Raw genomic sequence first — 17,473 nt, 5'->3', positions numbered from 1 at the left:
ACGACGCGGCCCCGGGAGCGCCCGGCAGCACTCGGGTCGGCGTCCCCGCCGGCTCAGCCGCGTGCCGGCGGGCCGATCAGCTGGGCCTCGATCGGGGTGGGGGAGAGCAGCGCCCAGCGCAGGGCTCGGCGGTTCACCACCGCCACCATGTCGTCCCGGATCCGGGTGAGCCAGTCGGCCGAGCCGCCCAGCCCCAGCGCCGTTCCAGCCAGCGCGGCCTCGGCCCCGTGCAGCGGCTGCAACACGGCCAGATCCGCGCGGCTCAACGCGTCCACATCGGCCGGGGTCAGCTCGTCGCGCACCACGAGGGTGGCCCGCCACGCCGGACCCGGCTCGGTCTCGGCCGGCACCGGCCCGGCGTCGACCACCAGCAGCAACGGTTGAAGCGCGGTACCCACCGAGTCGGCGACCGGTCGGCCCGGCGGGATCAGCGGGATCGTTCCGCCCGGAGCGCCCACACCCCGCACGAACGGCTCCCAGGCGCGGGGTCGCGCCGTCTGCACCACCACCAGCGCGCCCAGGGCCATCGCCCGCAGCGCCACCAGCTGCGCGGCCCGCACCCCGCCCACCAGCATCACCCGGGTGCTCTCCGGCCGGAACAACCGTACGGTCACCGCGCCGCCGTGCCGGTTGGTGCCGACCATCATCCCCGCCTCGCCCAGGGTCAGCTCCCAGTCGTCCAGCGCCACAGCCGATTGCCCCCCGGCGCTGGTGAGCGCCACCGGCAGCGTGCCAGCCAGCCCGCTCAGGTGCGCGCCGTCGAGTCTGCGCAGCGTCCCGCCGACGCCGTCGACCAGTCGACTCAGCGCGTCGACGGCCACGGTCAGCTCGGCGGTCGACGTGGCGGCCAGGCGTACGGCCATCTCGGTCGGCGCGGCGCCGGTGTCGCCGGCCGCCGGCCCGACGCAGAGCGACACCGTCGTCGCGGTCGCCGGCAGCGCGAGCAGCCGGGGCACCAGCCGCCGCGCGGCCGGTGCGCCGGTCTGCGGCCAGTCGACCAGCCGGAACGTGGCCTGGACGAGTGCGCCCGAGCGGAGCAGCGGCCACGACTCCCGCACCGGCTGGCCGTCGTGGTGGGCCAGCTCGCCCAGCACGCGCAGTGCCGCAGGCACGCCGAGCGGCCGGGCGGTCAGCGGCCCGAGTCGGCGGACGATCCGGCGTACCGTGCCGGCGAGCGCCCGACGCAGGGCCTCCTGCGTCCACCCGTCCGCCCGCAGCACCCGAACCGCCAGCACCGCCCGCTCCCGCCCGGCGAGCCGGCCGTCGGTGAGCTGCCGGTACGAGGTGCCGACGGTGCCACCCGCCGTCGGGACGGGTGCCGGCGTCCCGCTGAGAAGCAGTTGGATCCGCACCGGCGGGACGTCCGGACCGGGCGTCGGCAGGAGCGCGGCCGGCGCGGGGATCTCCCGGGACGCGTCGCCGAGCAGGTCGCCGGGGTCGCCGAGCTCCAGAAGCGCCACCATGCCGCCGGTGTCCTCCAGCACCGCCGCCGGCCCGCCCGACAGCTCCGTCGAGTGGACCACGGCACCGGGTGCGACAAGGGCGAGCAACCCGGCCGGGTCGGCCTGCCGACCCAGCACGCGCCGCCGGGTCAGATGCGCGGCGGCGGTGCCCAGCCACTCGAAGAGCCACCTGCCGCGCACCCGCACGCCGGCGACCGCGACCAGGAGCGCGGCCACGAGCAGTGCGGCGACGGTGAGCGGCGTGCCCCGACCCAGCGCGGCGAGGACGACCGCGACGGCGACCTGCCCGGTGACCAGTTGGCCCGCGCGGATCCCCGCGCCGCGTCGGCTGAACGCGGCCCAGCGACCGCGGGATCGTCGACCGGGTGCGCCGTCCCTGGCCGCCCTCGGCCCGGGAACGCCGAGCGCGGCCGGCGCGGCGGTGACGGCTTCGGTCGCTCCGGTGTCGACACCCGGCGCGGTGCCGACAGACGCTCCGACGGCGGTGGGGGCGCCCAACCCGGCTGTCGGGGCGGCGGCGGCCGGGACCGGGCCCCAACCCTGCCGGCTCGCCGGGTGCGGGCCTCCGGTGGTGATCGGCGACACCGCGCCTCCTCGACCAGTTTGGACGTGCCGGGCGGCCGACCGCCCCGGGACTGCCCGTCACGCGCCGCGACGTGGCTGCGGCACATAGTAAGCGACCGATGGCTGCCGTGGTTGTCCACAGGGGAGCCCGGTGGGGTAGCAGAACTGCTACCGGGCCGCTACCGTCAGCCACGAAGTTCATCGCTGACCCGCGTCCAGCCATGCTCGTCGACCGGGCCACGCGATAGTGCGCTCCCCCTGGGCGCACAGCCGGCCAGGCACGACCGAGGAGACGAGGTGATGTTCGGGTGTCCCAGACCCAGGCAGAAGCGGCGGTGATGCGGCAGACCGCCGCGAAGTTCGAGCAGGTGGACCAGTCGTTGCAGTCCATGCTGACCGGCCTGCTGGCCGAGCTGGAGGTGTTGCAGCAGGCCTGGCGCGGCGCCGGTGGGCGGTCGTTCGAGCAGGTCAAGCGGCAGTGGTCACAGGATCAGGCCGCGTTGCACCGGGCCCTGCGGGAGACCGCCGGGGCCATCCGCACCGCCGGCCGACAGTACGACGTCTCGGACGACGAGGCGGCCAGCCGGGTGGCCGGCACCAACCGCGGCGGCATCCAGCTGCCGCTCTGACCTGCCGGGAGGGAGTTCCGATGGACCACGGTGTGCTGGTCGTCAACTTCGCCGCGCTGCAACAGGCCGGCGTGGACATTCAACGGGCGCTGAACACGCTCGACTCACAGCTCGGCCAGCTCGAACGCGACGCCGCGCCGCTGGTGTCGGCCTGGGCGGGTGACGCCCGACAGGCGTATGAACAGCGCCAGGCGCGGTGGCGGTCCGCCTCGCAGGACCTGCAGGCGATGCTGCGCGCCATCAAGGTGGCGGTGGACGACTCTGCGGCCGACTATCTGGACACGGAGAAGAAGAACACCGGGCTGTTCCAGTGACGCCGGTGGGCCGGGAGCGCTGACCGTGCCCGCGTCGGCGCCCCGGCCGCCCTCCGACGAGGGCCACCGAGGCGACCCGGTCGGGTCAGACCGGCTCGGCCGGTCGCCAACGCCGGCGCGCGCCGCGGGGCAGCACGACCGCGAGCAACACCACGGCGACCGCCGTCAGGCCGATCGCCGCGCCGGCCACCAGAGCCCGGTCCCGGGCGGCCGCGCGGCGGGCCTGGCGGGCGAGCACCGCCGGATCGGGCCGGTCCTCGGCGAGTACGGCAACCGACCGCGCGGCGGCCGACCGGCCGCCGCCCGTCTCGGTGACCGCCCGGTAGGGGTTCAGCACACCGGCGCCGTACCCGCCGCCGTGTCCCGGGCCGGGCGCCGGATCGACAGTGGCGACGATCCGCTCCACCACCTCGGCGGCGGTCAACTCGGGTCGGTACGCGCGCAGCAACGCAGCGGTGGCGGCCACGAACGGCACCGCGTAGCTGGTGCCCTCGACCTGCTGGTGGCCCTGCACGGGCGCGGCGACCAGCACTCCGCTGCCCGGGGCGACCAGATCGACGTACGAGCCGGTCTGGGAGAAGGTCGCCCGTGCACCGTCCGCCCCGATCGCGCCCACCCCGAGCACCCCGTCGTACGCGGCGGGGAACGGGCGCGGGTCGCCGCTGTCGTGCAGGTTGCCCACGGCGGCCACCAGCACCACGTCCCGCTCGACGGCGTACCGCACGGCGGAGCGGACCTCCGGGTCGTCGGCGTACAGCACCACGGAGAGGTTCACCACGTCGGCGTCGTGGTTGACGGCCCAGCGGATGGCGTGGGCGAACTCGTCGGCGCTCACCGTGCGCCCCGACTCCCGACCCTGCACCACCTGCTGCTCACTCACCCGTACCGGCAGGATCCGGGCGGCCGGGGCCAGGCCGTGGAAGGCGACACCGGGCCGGGGCGCCGCCGCGATGATGCTCGCCACGCCGGTGCCGTGCCCAGCGCAGTCCCGGCTGCCGTCCCCACCCGGGTCGAGCAGGTCGGTGCCGGCCAGCACCCGTCCGGTCAACTGGGGATGCGCCCGGTCGACTCCGGAGTCGACCACCGCGACCGTCACACCGGCGCCCGTGGTCAGCGGCGCGAGCCGCGTGGGGTCGTACCGCTGCTGGGGCCAGGGTGTGGCCTCGACCGGCCGGACGGGCGCCAGTGGCGTCGCGCAGGCCGGGGCCATCCCCAGCCCGGCGCTGGCGGCGACGGCCGGACCGGCCGCAGCGGTCAGCAGAGCAGCCGCCAGACCTGCCAGGACGGGGCGCGCGATCGACCGGGACATCGACAGCCTCCGTATCGTGTCGGCTCCGGAACGGGATGTTATCGCCTCGACGCCGCCCCGGCGGACCGCCACCGGCCAGCCATTGTGATCTTGATACCACCTTGTAGGTTGTACGCGATACCTGTGGCCTGTTCTCGGAAGGAGAGGTGGCCGTGACCGAATGGGAGCCGGCCACGGAGGCCGAGGTGGCGATGCGGGACGCGCTGCGCGCCAACGACCAGGAGCTCTACTTCCGCCTCCTGTCCCGCACCGATCTGCTGTTGCCGGTCTCCACGCCGGCGCCGTCCGGCCAGTCCTCCGCCGGCTGGGGCACCTGGACCACCGGCGGCCGGACCCACGTGCTGGCCTTCACCTCCGCCGCGGCGCTGCGGGCCTGCCTCGGTGAACACGCCGGCACCAACCGGCGCGTGCCGTTCACCGACCTCGCCCTCGGTTGGCCCAACCACGAGTGGTGGCTCGCGGTCAACCCCGGGTTGCCGGTCGAGGGCTACCTGCCCGCCTGGTTCGTGTCGCAGCTCTCCCGTGGGGACGTCCGGCTGCCGGGCCGTGCCATGGGCGCCCGCGCCCGGCTGGAGCGCGCCGAGACGCTGGCCCGATCGAGAGCCGGTACGACCGGCCGGGACGGCTCGCCCGCCACCGGGTTCGTGCCGCCCATGCCGCCCACGCCGCCCGCGTCGGACCCGACGCCGTCGGGACGGTCCGCGCCGAGGAACGCGGTGCCGCCGGTGGGCACACCCTCGGGATCGGCCACCCCGACCCGCGCGCCCGGCCCGGGTGAGCTTTCGCGCCGGTCCGGCCCGGAGGATCTGCCCGCCGCCGGTCAGCGGCAGCCGACCGCCCCGCCCCGACCGGCCCGCCCCGGCGTCGGCCCCGTGCCGGGCGCGAGCCGTGCCGGCGCATCCCGGTACGTGCCGCTGGCCTCCACCGACCGCGCCCAGGTCGCCCCGGTCGACCAGCCGGGTCCACGCGCCGGCCGGCCGTCCGCGAGCCGTCCGGCGGGTGACGGCGACGGCCCGGCCGCCGGTGACGGCAACACCCAGGGTGGCCGGCGCTCCTTCTTCGAGCCGACGTCCGGTCGAGCGTCCGGGCCGGTCTCCGGGGACGGCCGGCCGGGCGACCGCGCGGTGCCCCCGTCCCGGTTCGGGCGGGGCAGCCAGCCCTTCCCGCGTCGCCGTCCCGCGGACGCGCCGGGCGGCGACAGCGCGGCCTCGGCCTTCCCGATGCCGACACCGGACGCCACCCGACCGCTGCGGCCACCGGCCGGCGACCTGGGCGCGTCACGGGTGGTACGAGCGCCCGCGACCGACGACGAGGCCACCCAACCTCTGCCACCGCGACGGCCCACACCGTTGGCCGAGGAACCCACCCATGCGTTCCGGGTGCCCGGCCCAGCCGCGGGTGAGCCGTCACCGACAGGCGTCGGAGGGCACGTTCCCACGGCCGACGAGACCCAGGCGATCCCGCGTGGCCGCCCCGGTGACCGGCAGCGTTTCGAGCCGGTGGAGGAACTGCCGCCGTCGGTCGCGGAGCCGGTCTCCGGCCCACCCGCCCCGCGTCGCGGCTTCACGCCCATCGTCATCGAGGGCACCATCATCGAGTCCCGCGATCTCCTCGACCCGACCGAGGGCGCTCCCGCCTTCGACACGACACGGCGACCCGGCCCGACGACGGCCGGCCCGACGACGGCCGGCCCACCGCCGTTCGGCCCGGCGACGGCCGGCCCACCGCCGTTCGGCCCGGCGACCGCCGGCCCGCCGCCGTTCGGCCCGCCCGCGCCCGACCCGGCCGCACCCGGTCCCGCTGTTCCCGGGGCCTCGATGCCCGGCCCCTTCGTTCCCGGACCCGCCGCCGCGGCCCCGGATCCGTTCGGCGTGCCCTCGTCGTTCGCGCCCGCCTCGTCCGGCACAGCTCCGTTCGAACCGGCCGACACCGGCACGGGTCTGGCCGATCCCCCCGAGACCGCCGCCGGCCTGTTCGGCACGGACAGCACCGGCGCGGGCCCGTTCGATCCGGCCGGCTCCGACCTGAGCGGCGCTGGCTTGAGCGGCGCTGGCCCGAGCGGCTCCGACCTGAGCGGCGCTGGCCTGAGCGGCTCCGACCTGAGCGGCGCTGGCCTGAGCGGCTCCGACCTGAGCGGCTCCGACCTGAGCGGCTCCGACCTGAGCGGCGCTGGCTTGAGCGGCGCTGGCCTCAGCGGTGACGACCTGAGCGGTGGCGGCTCGGCCGGTTGGTCGGCGCCCCGATCCCCGGTGGGCTACGAGCCGGAGACGGTACGCGCCGACGACGAACGCCCGGTCGTGGACGACAAGCGTGCGGTGGTCGACGAGCCGGCTCCGGTGCAGTTCGAGCCGGCCAACACGGTCGAGGAGGACCTGCTCGGCGCGGCCGGCGCGGGCAGCACGGACACGTTCCTGTCCACCCTGCTGTTGGCGAGGGTCCTGCTTCCGTCGGCGGCGGACTCGGTGCGCGGCAGCCGTCCCGGCGACCCGGGCTTCGTGTGGCGTACCGCCCAGCTCGACGGCGAGACGTACGTGGTGGTTTACACGTCCCCGGAGCGTCTCGCCGACCACGTCGAGGGTGACGTCGACACCGTCCGGGTGAAGTTCGCCCAGCTGATCCGGCGTTGGCCGGACGAGGACTGGTCGTTCGCCGTCAACCCGGGCACGCCCGTCGGCGCGAAGCTGCCCGGCGACCAGATCGTCGCGTTGGCCAACTGGGCCGCCGAGGTGGGGCTCGGCGACGATCTGGAGGTCGACCCGCAGGAGCCGGCGGTCGAGGCGGAACCCACGGCCCGCCCCCGGTACGCTCCGGCGGCGGTCGACCCGGCCCGTCCGACGGTGATGCAGAAGGCGATCGCGCCGAGTCAGCTCGCGTACTACCTGGAGCGCGGGTACGACCGGGTGTCCGGCTTCGTGCACCGGGCCGGCGAGTTGGCGCACCTGACCACGCCGGCCGAGCTGCACGATGCACTGGGCCTGAGCTACCCGGGGTCACCGTTCGTACGCGACGCGGAGGAGATCTACGTGCTGCGCTGGCCGGCGCACCGGCCCAGCCTCTACCGGATCCCGTACGGCGGTCAGAACGAGCCGGCGATGCGGGCAATGGAGGGTTGGGTCATCGAACGCCCGCCGTTCCGGGGCAACGGCTTCGCCCCGGGTGAGAGCAGCGACGTGGTGGCGGAGTTCAAGGTGGACAGTGCCCGCCTCCCGCACGGCGCGCAGCTCTGGCGCATCGGCGGGGACGGCACCGAGCGGGTGATCGCGGTGCTCGACACGGACGCGGTCATCTGGCGACGGGTTCCGGAGGCGTGATGCGCGACGGCTACGTGGCCCGCTGGCGGGGCCGGGAGTACCAGGCGAGCCCGGACGGCGACGACATCCGGCTCTACCAGCCGGAGCCGGGTGAGGGCTTCGAGGAGATCCGTCCGGGCCGGTACGTGCGGGTGCTGCCGGCGAGCGAGATCGAGGACCTGGCGTACGTGCGGACCACCTGCACGTGGCAGGGGCAACCGTTCATCGTGCTCGGGAAACACGACGCCTGGCTGCGGGTGGAGTACACCGGCGGTCGCTGGCCGGTGGCCGAGGCCATGCGGCTGGAGGTCTTCGACTTCGGCGTCTACCAGGGCTGGGCGCCGGCCGCCGAGGTCACCGACCTGCGCGAGCAGCGGGTCTGATCGATCAGGACTTGGCCCACCGCAGGATCTCGCCGAGGACCAGCTCGGGAGCTTCCAGGTGGGGGAAGTGCCCCACCCCGTCGAGCAGGCGCCACTCGTACGGCGCCACGACGTACCGGCCGGACCCCAGGGCGGTTCGTGGCAGGGCGGCGACGTCCCGTGCGCCGTGCAGTTGCAGGGTCGGGGTGACCAGCGGCTTCTGCATGAGGCGGACGAACCGGTAGCCGTGCAGCCGCAGCACCGACCGGAAGGCCCAGCGGTAGCCTTCCAACGCGCAGAACGCGGCCTGCGGGATGCGCATCGCCTCCCGGCACCGCTCGGCGTACGCCTCGAAGCCCGAGCTGGCCGCCCAGCGCGGCCCGGCCCAGCGGCGCAGGATCTCCCCGACGGCCGCCCCGCCGTCCTTGGTGAGCACGTGCTCGTAGCGGGGAAGCTGGAACTTCAACGCCGGGGTGGAGGCGGCGAACTGCCCGCGTGGGTCGGCGAAGATGGCGGCGCGCAGCCGCAGCGGGTGGGGTGCTCCCAGGACCACCAACCGCCGGACCAGCGACGGGTGGAACGACGCCACAGTCCAGGCGACCATGCCGCCGACGCCGCTGCCGACGACAGTCGCCGAGCGTTCGCCCAGCGCACGGATCAGACCGGCGATGTCGGCGGCGAGCGTGTAGCCGTCGTACCCCCGGGGTGGTTTGTCGCTGGCGCCGTAACCGCGCAGGTCCACGGCGACCGCGCGGAAGCCGGCGTCGGCGACCGCCGGGAGCATCTGGTGCCAGGCCCACCAGTGCTCGGGGAAGCCGTGCAGGAAGAGCACCATCGGCCCGGTGCCGGCCTCGACCACGTGGAACCGGGTGCCGTTGGCGCCGACGAAACGGTGCGTCCACGGCCCCTCGGTGAGGACACAGGACTCGTCGACGGCTCCGCCGCGCTGGTCGGTCATGGTTGACAGCCTAGGACCCCGTCGACGGGCAGCCGTTTCGCCGGCCCGGGAGCGTCGGGCGACGGTCAGCCGACCGGGCTGATGTCGACGATGCTGGCCGGGGTGCCCGGGCCGCAGTCGGTGGTCGGGTCGGCCGGGCCGATGGTCACCCGGACCGTCGTGCCGACGGCGAAGGTGCCCTTGCCGGTGCCGTGCAGCGCGTACTGCCGGCCGTCGTCGGTGACCAGGCCGTAGCAGGGGCCGGCGCCGCCCCGGTTGATCCGTCCGGCCAGCACGTTGGCCTTGCGGGCGTCGGTCGGCTCGCGCGGTGGGCCGGTCGGCGGGCGCAGGGTGGGCAGCGGGACGCGCGAGCGCGACGGTCGTCCGGAGGGGGACGACGGCGTCGGATCGGTGGGCCCGGTCGGCGCGGTGGCGGACGAGGGTGCGCCGGTCGACGGGGCGTCGGACGGGGTCTGCTCGGTGGACACGCCGTCTCCTTCGTTCCGCGCTCCGGCGCAGCCGGTGAGCGCCAGCAGGGCGGCCAGACCAGCGCCGGTCACAGTGGTGCGGGTTCGCGGTTGCACGGGTGATCGGACGCGCGGGGCGTGGCCGGGGTTCCCGCAAACGGGCGATGCCCGGGCAGGTGACCTGCCCGGGCATCGCCGTGGTGCGGGTGTCGCGGTGATCCGAGGATCAGAAGAAGCGGACGGTGGTGTTGATGCCGTCCTGCGACACGACCTTGATCTTCCGGCCGGTCGCCGGGAGCTTGACGCCGTGGTTCGGCAGCTCCGGGTACCAGTACTGCTGGGTGTCGTCGAACAGCGGCTGCGCGGCCTGGCCACGGACGTAGTTGGCCTGGCTGTCGATGTGCAGCGTGAACGAGTCGGCCTTCTTCAGGCTGAACGGAGCGTCGTAGACCTGGACGCGGGCCCGCCAGGGGGCACCGGTCAGGTTGTACAGCGGCTCCGGGTGCGCGTCGATGATCAGGTTCCGACCCTCACCCGGGTGCGCGAACGTGTCGTTGTCCGCCCAACGGGTGTTGTGGTACGAGATCAGCAGACCCTCCTGGTACGCGTAGTGGTCCACGTAGTCCGGGCGGGTGTTCGCGTAGCCGAAGTAGTACGGGCCGGTCTTGAGGTACTTGTCGTACGAGGTGTACGACCGGGTACCGGCGATGTAGTAGTTGTCGAACGAGCGGGTGTAGGTGGCCGCGGCGATCTCGAACTTCCCGGCGAAGGTCCAGCCGTTGGCACCGTTCTCGGCACCGTCGGTGAACACGGTCTGGCCGTCGGCGGTCACGGTGATCGCGTCACCGTAGAAACCGCCCTTGGACAGGCCGCCGTCGGTCTGGTAGCGCAGCCGGAACTGCACGACCTTGCCCGCCACGGAGTTCATCGGGATGTTGACGTCGACCCACTTGCCGTTGCTGGAGCCGTCCAGGGCGAAGCGCCCGGGGGAGATCTCCTTCAGCGGGTTGCCGTTGACGGTGCCGGGCAGGGTCGCCCAGGTCTTGCCACCGTCGGTCGAGGCCTCGAAGAACAGGTAGTCGAACCCGCTCTCGATGTTGTAGCGGCCCTTCATGGCCAGGGCGGCCGACGACTTCCCGGTGAGGTCCAGCGTCCGGGTCATCGTGCTGTTGAGGTCGTCCTCGTTGCCGGTGAAGAACTGCTTGCTGCCCTCGAACGGTGCGCCGTTCGAGAAGGTGTACTCGCGGTCCGGGAGCACGACGACCGCGCCCTGCGCCTCCGGCGAGTTGTACTCCTGCGGGCCGAGAACCAGCGTCTTCTTCTGCCCGATACCGATCGTCTCGTAGTCGAGCCAGCCGAGCTGGTACTTGTTCCACGCGCCGAGGTCGCCACCGCGCTCGCCGATGCCACCGTCGTTCTTGGCACCGAGCCGGCTCTGGGCCATCAGGGTCCAGTGCTCGTTGTTGTTGTCGCCACCACTGACCACGTTGTAGTCGTCCGGCAGACCGAGGTCGTGACCGTACTCGTGGTAGAAGACGCTCCGGCCACCGTTCTCCGGCTGGATCGTGTAGTCACCGATCCAGACGCCGGTGTCGCCGATCTCGGTGCCGCCGGCCGGGAAGTTCGCCGGGCCGGTATTGCCCTGGTCCGAGGCGTACGCGTACCAGCGGTGGCTCCAGATGGCGTCCTCACCCTGGATCGGGTCACCGTCGGCCTGGTCGCCGCCGGAGTGGACGATCTGGAAGTGGTCGATGTAGCCGTCCGACTCGTTGAAGTCGCCGTCACCGTCGAAGTCGTACCGGTCGTACTGGTCCATCGACTTGACGTCGGCGGCGATCTGCGCGTCGGTGCGACCGGCGGCCTTCTGGTCGAGGACCCACTGGTTGGCGGCGTCGCGGACCAGGTCCCAGGTGTTGCTGCAGACGTTGCTGTCGCAGACGTTCGGGTCACCGGTCGGGTCGTCGTCGGCCTTCGGGTCGTCGGAACGACCGTAGCGGGCCTCGTTGTACTTGACCTTGACCCAGTCGGTGACCTCGCCCTCGACGCTGTAGCGACCCGAGGACTGGGCCTCGTAGTACTGCTTCAGCGACTCGTCACCGGGGTTGGTGCCGAAGTAGAGCTGCCGGTAGTGGTCGGCGTTGTAGTCCGGCTGCCAGACGGTGGAGTTGTCCACCGCCCGGTTGGGCGCCGGGATCTGGTTGTGCAGCGGCCCGTCGAACTTGGTCGGCCCCGCGGTGTTGGGGTCGATGTTCTTGTCCGGGAAGTCCGGGTGCCGCTCGTTGCCGAACTCGGCGAGGATCACGAAGATCTTGTCGGTCCGCTGACGGGAGAGTTCGACGTACTGGTCTTCCGTCTGGGCCGTGCCCGCCCCGGTGGTGCGGGCGCTGGCCCCGTCGGCCTGGGTCTTACCGACCTTGACGACGGTGCTGCCGTTGATCTTCTCTGCCTTGGCCTTGCCCTTGAGGACCTCGTTGAGGCCCTCCTGGCGCAGCGCTCGCCGCTTGTCCTCCAGCGGGTTCGGCAGGTCGTGGTCGGCAAGGGCGGGCTCGGCGACCGACGGAGCGGCCGTCGGCAACTTCGGCTGCGGCGCGGCACTGGCGGACGGTCCGAACGCCAGCCCCGTCGCCGTCAGCGAAAGCCCGAGCAGACCCACTGCGACTTTGCGCACGTGGTACCTCCGGTGTGAGGGAACCGACCCAACGGGGGTACGGGCCGGTGATAGATCGATCCCACTAGTGGGACCAATGGTGAACATAGACACTGCCGGGACGGGTGGGAAGATGCGCGCGTCGATTTGTTGCAAGATTTTGTTGGGAACGCTTTTCACCGTCACACCCCTGCGCTTCATCTGCGCCGCGAACCAGGGCGGACTGGCCGCGCGCAAAGACAGCGACATTTTTCGATCAATATGATCGGGTGTACGACAGTGGGGCCGGCGGCGTTCCCGCCACCGGCCCCACCATCAGTTGTTGCTCCGCGAAACCGCTACTTCTTCGCCGGGGTGACGTAGATCGTGGCGGACGTGTTGTCCCGCGCGGTCTTACGGATCGTCAACGACACGCCGTTCTGCACGCCCGCGTCGCCCGGGTTACCGGTGCCGAGCACGATCGCGCCGCCGCCCAGCGTCACGCCGTAGAACTCCGGCGCCGGGCTGCCGTCCGGGTTGGTCACCCGGGTGGTGTACGGCGCGTTGCCACGCGACGGCACCACCACGGAGGCGTCGTTGTCCCGCGCGTACGGTGCCCCGTCGCGCATCTCGATGCCCGGGTACCAGCCCTTGGCGTCGGTGAAGCTCTTCACCGGTGCCTGCGCCTTGAACTTCGTGCAGTACGCGCTGTACGGCTCGTCCGCCGCCTCCAGGCACTCCGTGAAGGGGTACGTCTTCTGGAGCGTGAACGCCGCGTTGGCCGACTGCGGACGGCTGGGCAGGTTGTCCGTCACCGACGGGTCCTTCTCGGCCGCCGTGCCGGTCCGCCGGTACGGGTCGAAGTGCGAGTCCACGATGAGCAGACCGCCCTTCGCGCCGTAGCTGGGCAGCGCGGTCATCTGCCCGGTGACGTGGTTGACGTCGCCGAGCGCGCTGTCCCGATACCACACCAGCATGCCCGGCGCGTTGTAGGAGATCCGGTCGACCTTCCACGCCTCGTGGGAGTAGATGGTGTCGTAGGCGTACTTCAGGCCCTTGTCGAAGCCGTCGAAGTTGCGCCACTCGGCCAGGTAGTACTGCGCGTGCACCTCGGTGCCACCGGAGACCTTCCAGCCCGCGCCGGTGGTGTCCACGAAGGTGCCGCCGGTGGCCGTCCAGCCGTTGGCGCCGCCCTCGACGTCGTCGCTCCAGGTGGTGGCGCCGCCGCCGGTGACCGAGAAGTCGTCGACGAACCAGTTGCGCTCCTCGAACGCCTCATCGGTGGCCAGGCGCAGCCGCACCTGGACGGTCTTGCCCGCGTACGCCGACAGGTCGACGTAGTCGTGGCGCCAGCCGTCGGTGCTGCCGGTCAGGCCGTACTTCTTGCCGCCGAAGTCGTTCATCCGGCCGTTCGGGTCCGGGTAGTTGTCCGGCGTGGTGACCACGGAGCCACCCTCGGCGTACACCTTCTGCTCGGTCCAGGTCGCGCCGCCGTCGGTCGACAGCTCGACGAAGCCGAAGTCCCAGTCTTCTTCGATGATGTAGTTGTTCCACATCCAGAACTTGGCGTCCGCGGCGTTGGGCACGTCGACCGAGCGGCTCAGCTTGACGTCGGCCCAGCTCTGGTCGTTGTTGCTGTGCCACATCTTGGTGCCGCTGTGCGGCGTGGCCAGGACCGTCACCTTGTCCGGCAGGTCGACCTTGATGCCGTCCTCGGCGTCGATAGGCGTACGCGAGGTCTGCCCGAGCTTGACCTCACGCGGGTTGGACCCGGGGCGGATGGTCAACGGGTCGGCCCAGCCGAGCACCCACTTGTCCCAGATGCCCATGTGCGTCGGGAGCGCCTGGAAGATCTCACCCGAGTGCGAACCCGAGGCCATCAGGTCCCAGAAGTCCACGTCGGAGTCGGCGTTGCCGGAGGTGTCGTAGAGGTCCGGCAGACCGAGGTCGTGGCCGAACTCGTGGGCGAAGACACCGACGCCGGCGTCCTCCGGCTGCACGATGTAGTTCGACACCTTCAGGTTGGTGCCCGGGATGCTGTAGCCACCGGGGACCGAGGAGGAGTGCGCCCAGACGGCGTACACGCCCTGGTCGCCGCCGCCGCGCGACTTGCCCTGGCCGGCGTGCACCAGCACCAGGTGGTCGATCACGCCGTCCGGCTCGAAGAGGTTGCCGTCACCGTCGCGGTCGGCCTGGTCTTCCTTGTCGTACTCGGCCCACGGGAAGCTCGGGTCCTTGGCGGCGAGCGCGTCGATCGCGTCGGCCGCCAGCTTGCCCGCGCCAGCCGGGTTGTCCGGGTGGCCGTTCATCGACTGCTCCCGGCCGGGGACCCAGTTGCCGTTCTCGTCCTGGGTGCAGCGGTTGGCCGCGTACCAGCCCTCGGAGTGCGGAACGGTGATCCACGGGCTGGCCTGCCCGTCGACCGTGTACGCGTTCTTGGACATCTCCAGGTACATGTTGTGCATCGTGCGACCGGAGAGGTCGATGCCCTTCTTGCCGTCCGGGCCCTTCAGGTCCTTGCGGACCCGCTCGGTGATGCCCTTCTTGCTGTACAGCATCTTGTCGTAGTGCGACGGCGAGAAGTCCGGCACCCACATCGAGTTGTTGTCCTCGTGCGGCAGCGTCGCCGGGTTCGCGATGGTGTTGTGCTTCGGCCCGTTCTGCACGGTGCCGGGGACACAGGTCCGATCCTCGAACACCGTCTTCGGGACCATCACGTTCGTGAAGTCGTCGTTCGCCTTGTCGTTGAACTCGACAAGCAGCGTCAGCAGCTTCGCCGTCTGCGTGGTCGGCGACTGCTTGATCTGCCGCGGGCTCTTGCCCGTCTTGATCGACTTGGCTTCGATCTGCGCGAGCTGGCGCGCGGTCACCGGGTTGCCCCGCGCGTGCTTCTGGTCGAACGCGCGCGCGGCGTCGACGGCGGGGGTGTAGACGCCACCCTTGCCCTTGACCTCACGGCCGGTGGTGTCCGTCTGCACCTCGGGCTCGGCGTAGTTGATGTAGTACTCGTCAGCCCCGATCACCGCCCGGGGGGTGGTGGACGGCTGCGCCGCCGCACTTCCACTCACGGTCAGTGAGGTGGCCGCGAGGGCGATGACGGGCAGCGCGACGAGTAGTCGTCGACGCGACCCCGGATGGGAGTTTCTGTTCATGCCGCTCCGTTTCTCGGGCATGGGCGGAGGAAGCCGGCCGACTCCGGGCGCGCAGGGGCGCATCGAGGCCCACCGACCTCCGTGAAACTAAATGAGAAACACGCCGAACGGCGGGAACGTGATGGAGGCGTTATTCGTCCAACCTCCGCGGCCGGCGGCACGCGGTGGTCGTACCTCCACAAAAGACGACGGTGGGTGACGGTCCGGACGGACCGTCACCCACCGATGGGGTACGCCTGTCGTCAGTCCTCGTCGGACTTCGTGCCGCTCATCCCGGACGAGATCAGCTCCATCACCGAGGAGTCCTGCAGCGTGGTGACGTCGCCGAGCGACCGGTTCTCGGCCACGTCCCGCAGCAGGCGACGCATGATCTTGCCCGAACGGGTCTTCGGCAGCTCCGGCACCAGCATGATCTGTCGCGGCTTGGCGATCGGGCCGAGCGTCTTCGCCACGTGGTTGCGCAGGTCCGCGATGAGCTGCTCACCTGCCGCGCCGGCGATGTCCGTGCTGCCCCGCGGGATGGCGAACGCGACGATCGCCTGGCCGGTGGTCGGGTCGGTCGCGCCCACCACCGCCGCCTCGGCCACCGACGGGTGCGACACCAGCGCCGACTCGACCTCGGTGGTGGAGATGTTGTGCCCGGACACCAGCATCACGTCGTCGACCCGACCGAGCAGCCAGATGTGCCCGTCGTCGTCCTTCTTCGCCCCGTCGCCGGCGAAGTACATGCCCTCGAACCGTGACCAGTACGTCTCGATGAACCGGTTGTCGTCACCCCAGATGGTGCGCAGCATCGACGGCCACGGCTCGCGCAGCACCAGGTAGCCGCCCCCGCCGTTGGGCACCGACTGGCCCTGGTCGTCCACCACGTCGGCGACGATGCCCGGCAGCGGAGTCATCGCCGAACCCGGCTTCGCCGCCGTCACCCCTGGCAGCGGGGAGATCATGATGGAGCCCGTCTCGGTCTGCCACCAGGTGTCCACGATGGGCAGCTCGCCCCGGCCGACGTGCTGCCTGTACCACATCCACGCCTCGGGGTTGATCGGCTCACCGACGCTGCCCAGGAGCCGCAGCGACGACAGGTCGAAGCCGGCGGGGATGTCCTCGCCCCACTTCATCATCGTCCGGATCAGGGTCGGCGCGGTGTAGAGGATGCTGACCTTGTACCGGTCGACGATCTCCCAGAACCGCCCCTTGTGCGGCGTGTCCGGGGTGCCCTCGTACATGACCTGGGTGGCGCCGTTGGAGAGCGGGCCGTACACGATGTAGGAGTGCCCGGTGACCCAGCCGATGTCGGCGGTGCACCAGTAGACGTCCGTCTCCGGCTTCAGGTCGAAGACCGCGTGCGTGGTGTACGACGCCTGCGTCAGGTAGCCGCCCGTGGTGTGCAGGATGCCCTTCGGCCGGGCCGTGGTGCCGCTCGTGTAGAGAATGAACAGCGGGTGCTCGGCGTCGAACGGCTGCGCCGTGTGCTCGGCCGACGCCGTCTCCACCACCTCGTGCCACCAGTGGTCCTTCTCCGACCAGGCCACGTCCTCGCCGGTACGGCGGACCACCAGCACGTGCTCGATCGACGGGCAGTTCGCCACCGCCTCGTCCACCGTCGGCTTCAACGCCGACGGCTTGCCCCGCCGGTAACCACCGTCGGCGGTGATCACCACCTTGGCGTTGGCGTCCTGGATGCGGTTGCTCAACGAGTCGGCGGAGAACCCACCGAAGACCACGCTGTGCGCCGCGCCGATCCGGGCGCAGGCCAGCATCGCGACCGCCGCCTCCGGGATCATCGGCAGGTAGATCGCCACCCGGTCGCCCGCCGTCACCCCCAGGTCGGTGAGCGCGTTCGCCGCCCGGCAGGTCAGCTCGTGCAGATCGGCGTACGTGAGAGTGCGGGTGTCACCCGGCTCGCCCTCCCAGTGGATCGCCACCTTGTCACCCCGACCGGCCTCGACGTGCCGATCAAGACAGTTGTACGCCACGTTGAGCTGCCCACCGACGAACCACTTCGCGAACGGCGGGTTCGACCAGTCGAGCACCTCGTCCCACTTCTTCGACCAGGCCAGGCGGTCGGCCTGCTTCGCCCAGAAGGCGAGCCGGTCGGCCTGCGCCTCGGCGTACGCGTCGACTGTGACGTTGGCGTGCGCGGCGAGTTCGGCCGGCGGGGGGAACTGGCGCGTCTCGTTCAGCAGATTGGCCAATGCCTCGCTCATGCCGTGACTCCTCGTCCTCGGGTGACCTGCGTCTCGCTGGGCACGAGGGTAGTCGCGGGGTCCCCGACCGGCGACCGCTGCCCACCCCGTCGCGCCGAGCGGCCCCCGCCGCGCGCCCGACGGCCGGCCCTGCCCGTCCCGCCCGGCCCCGGC

General features: G+C 72.0%; 11 protein-coding genes. 4 read left to right on the top strand and 7 right to left on the bottom strand.

The window, feature by feature from the left end:
- Positions 1-53: 53 nt before the first annotated feature.
- Positions 54-2,048 (bottom strand): type VII secretion protein EccE, encoded by a 1,995-nt coding sequence (gene eccE, locus AB0B39_RS05130; RefSeq protein ID WP_357573541.1) that lies wholly within the window; start codon positions 2,046-2,048, stop codon positions 54-56.
- Between the two features lie 287 nt (positions 2,049-2,335).
- Between eccE and AB0B39_RS05125 the strand changes: the two genes are divergently transcribed.
- Both AB0B39_RS05125 and AB0B39_RS05120 read left to right on the top strand, forming a co-directional pair.
- The gene (locus AB0B39_RS05125) at positions 2,336-2,656 is read left to right on the top strand and encodes a WXG100 family type VII secretion target (RefSeq protein WP_234584564.1); all 321 of its coding nucleotides are present in this window, start codon (positions 2,336-2,338) and stop codon (positions 2,654-2,656) included.
- A gap of 20 nt (positions 2,657-2,676) precedes the next feature.
- Complete coding sequence (locus AB0B39_RS05120) at positions 2,677-2,970, top strand: WXG100 family type VII secretion target (protein ID WP_234584563.1); 294 nt, start codon at positions 2,677-2,679, stop codon at positions 2,968-2,970.
- A gap of 85 nt (positions 2,971-3,055) precedes the next feature.
- Here the strand turns inward: AB0B39_RS05120 and mycP are convergent, their stop codons facing one another.
- Positions 3,056-4,279: a type VII secretion-associated serine protease mycosin gene (mycP, locus tag AB0B39_RS05115; protein ID WP_357573540.1), complete on the bottom strand. Its 1,224-nt coding sequence runs from the start codon at positions 4,277-4,279 to the stop codon at positions 3,056-3,058.
- A 152-nt stretch (positions 4,280-4,431) separates the two neighbouring features.
- On the opposite strand from mycP, the gene AB0B39_RS05110 reads away from it, so the two are divergent.
- Together AB0B39_RS05110 and AB0B39_RS05105 are read left to right on the top strand one after the other, a co-directional pair.
- Positions 4,432-7,590: an SseB family protein gene (locus AB0B39_RS05110; protein WP_357573539.1), complete on the top strand. Its 3,159-nt coding sequence runs from the start codon at positions 4,432-4,434 to the stop codon at positions 7,588-7,590.
- Positions 7,587-7,952, top strand: a complete 366-nt coding sequence (locus AB0B39_RS05105) for a hypothetical protein (protein ID WP_234591389.1) — start codon at positions 7,587-7,589, stop codon at positions 7,950-7,952. Before AB0B39_RS05110 ends, AB0B39_RS05105 begins: the two co-directional genes overlap by 4 nt.
- Before the next feature lie 4 nt (positions 7,953-7,956).
- Here the strand turns inward: AB0B39_RS05105 and AB0B39_RS05100 are convergent, their stop codons facing one another.
- The 5 genes from AB0B39_RS05100 to acs all read right to left on the bottom strand — a co-directional run bounded on the left by AB0B39_RS05100 (position 7,957) and on the right by acs (position 17,320).
- Positions 7,957-8,889 (bottom strand): alpha/beta hydrolase, encoded by a 933-nt coding sequence (locus tag AB0B39_RS05100; RefSeq protein WP_357491166.1) that lies wholly within the window; start codon positions 8,887-8,889, stop codon positions 7,957-7,959.
- A 65-nt stretch (positions 8,890-8,954) separates the two neighbouring features.
- Positions 8,955-9,356 carry a hypothetical protein gene (locus AB0B39_RS05095; RefSeq protein ID WP_357573538.1) on the bottom strand — a complete coding sequence of 134 codons (402 nt, stop codon included), beginning with the start codon at positions 9,354-9,356 and terminating at the stop codon, positions 8,955-8,957.
- A 205-nt stretch (positions 9,357-9,561) separates the two neighbouring features.
- Positions 9,562-11,988 (bottom strand): immune inhibitor A domain-containing protein, encoded by a 2,427-nt coding sequence (locus tag AB0B39_RS05090; RefSeq protein ID WP_234591394.1) that lies wholly within the window; start codon positions 11,986-11,988, stop codon positions 9,562-9,564.
- A 332-nt stretch (positions 11,989-12,320) separates the two neighbouring features.
- Positions 12,321-15,113 (bottom strand): immune inhibitor A domain-containing protein, encoded by a 2,793-nt coding sequence (locus tag AB0B39_RS05085; protein ID WP_357491162.1) that lies wholly within the window; start codon positions 15,111-15,113, stop codon positions 12,321-12,323.
- A gap of 242 nt (positions 15,114-15,355) precedes the next feature.
- On the bottom strand, positions 15,356-17,320 hold the full coding sequence (gene acs, locus AB0B39_RS05080; RefSeq protein ID WP_357491160.1) for an acetate--CoA ligase: 1,965 nt from the start codon (positions 17,318-17,320) through the stop codon (positions 15,356-15,358).
- Between the last annotated feature and the right edge of the window lie 153 nt (positions 17,321-17,473).

The sequence above is a fragment of the Micromonospora sp. NPDC049114 genome (assembly GCF_040648635.1).
Classification (GTDB): Bacteria; Actinomycetota; Actinomycetes; order Mycobacteriales; family Micromonosporaceae; genus Micromonospora.
The sequence above is the reverse complement of the archived record's forward strand: the minus strand, read 5'-3'. Positions and strand labels throughout refer to the sequence as shown.

Bases quoted from the DNA above. Each gene is read 5' to 3' on its own strand.
- AB0B39_RS05120 (WP_234584563.1), top strand. From the start codon at position 2,677: ATGGACCACGGTGTGCTGGTCGTCAACTTCGCCGCGCTGCAACAGGCC.
- mycP (WP_357573540.1), bottom strand. From the start codon at position 4,279: ATGTCCCGGTCGATCGCGCGCCCCGTCCTGGCAGGTCTGGCGGCTGCT.
- AB0B39_RS05100 (WP_357491166.1), bottom strand. From the start codon at position 8,889: ATGACCGACCAGCGCGGCGGAGCCGTCGACGAGTCCTGTGTCCTCACC.
- AB0B39_RS05085 (WP_357491162.1), bottom strand. From the start codon at position 15,113: ATGAACAGAAACTCCCATCCGGGGTCGCGTCGACGACTACTCGTCGCG.
- acs (WP_357491160.1), bottom strand. From the start codon at position 17,320: ATGAGCGAGGCATTGGCCAATCTGCTGAACGAGACGCGCCAGTTCCCC.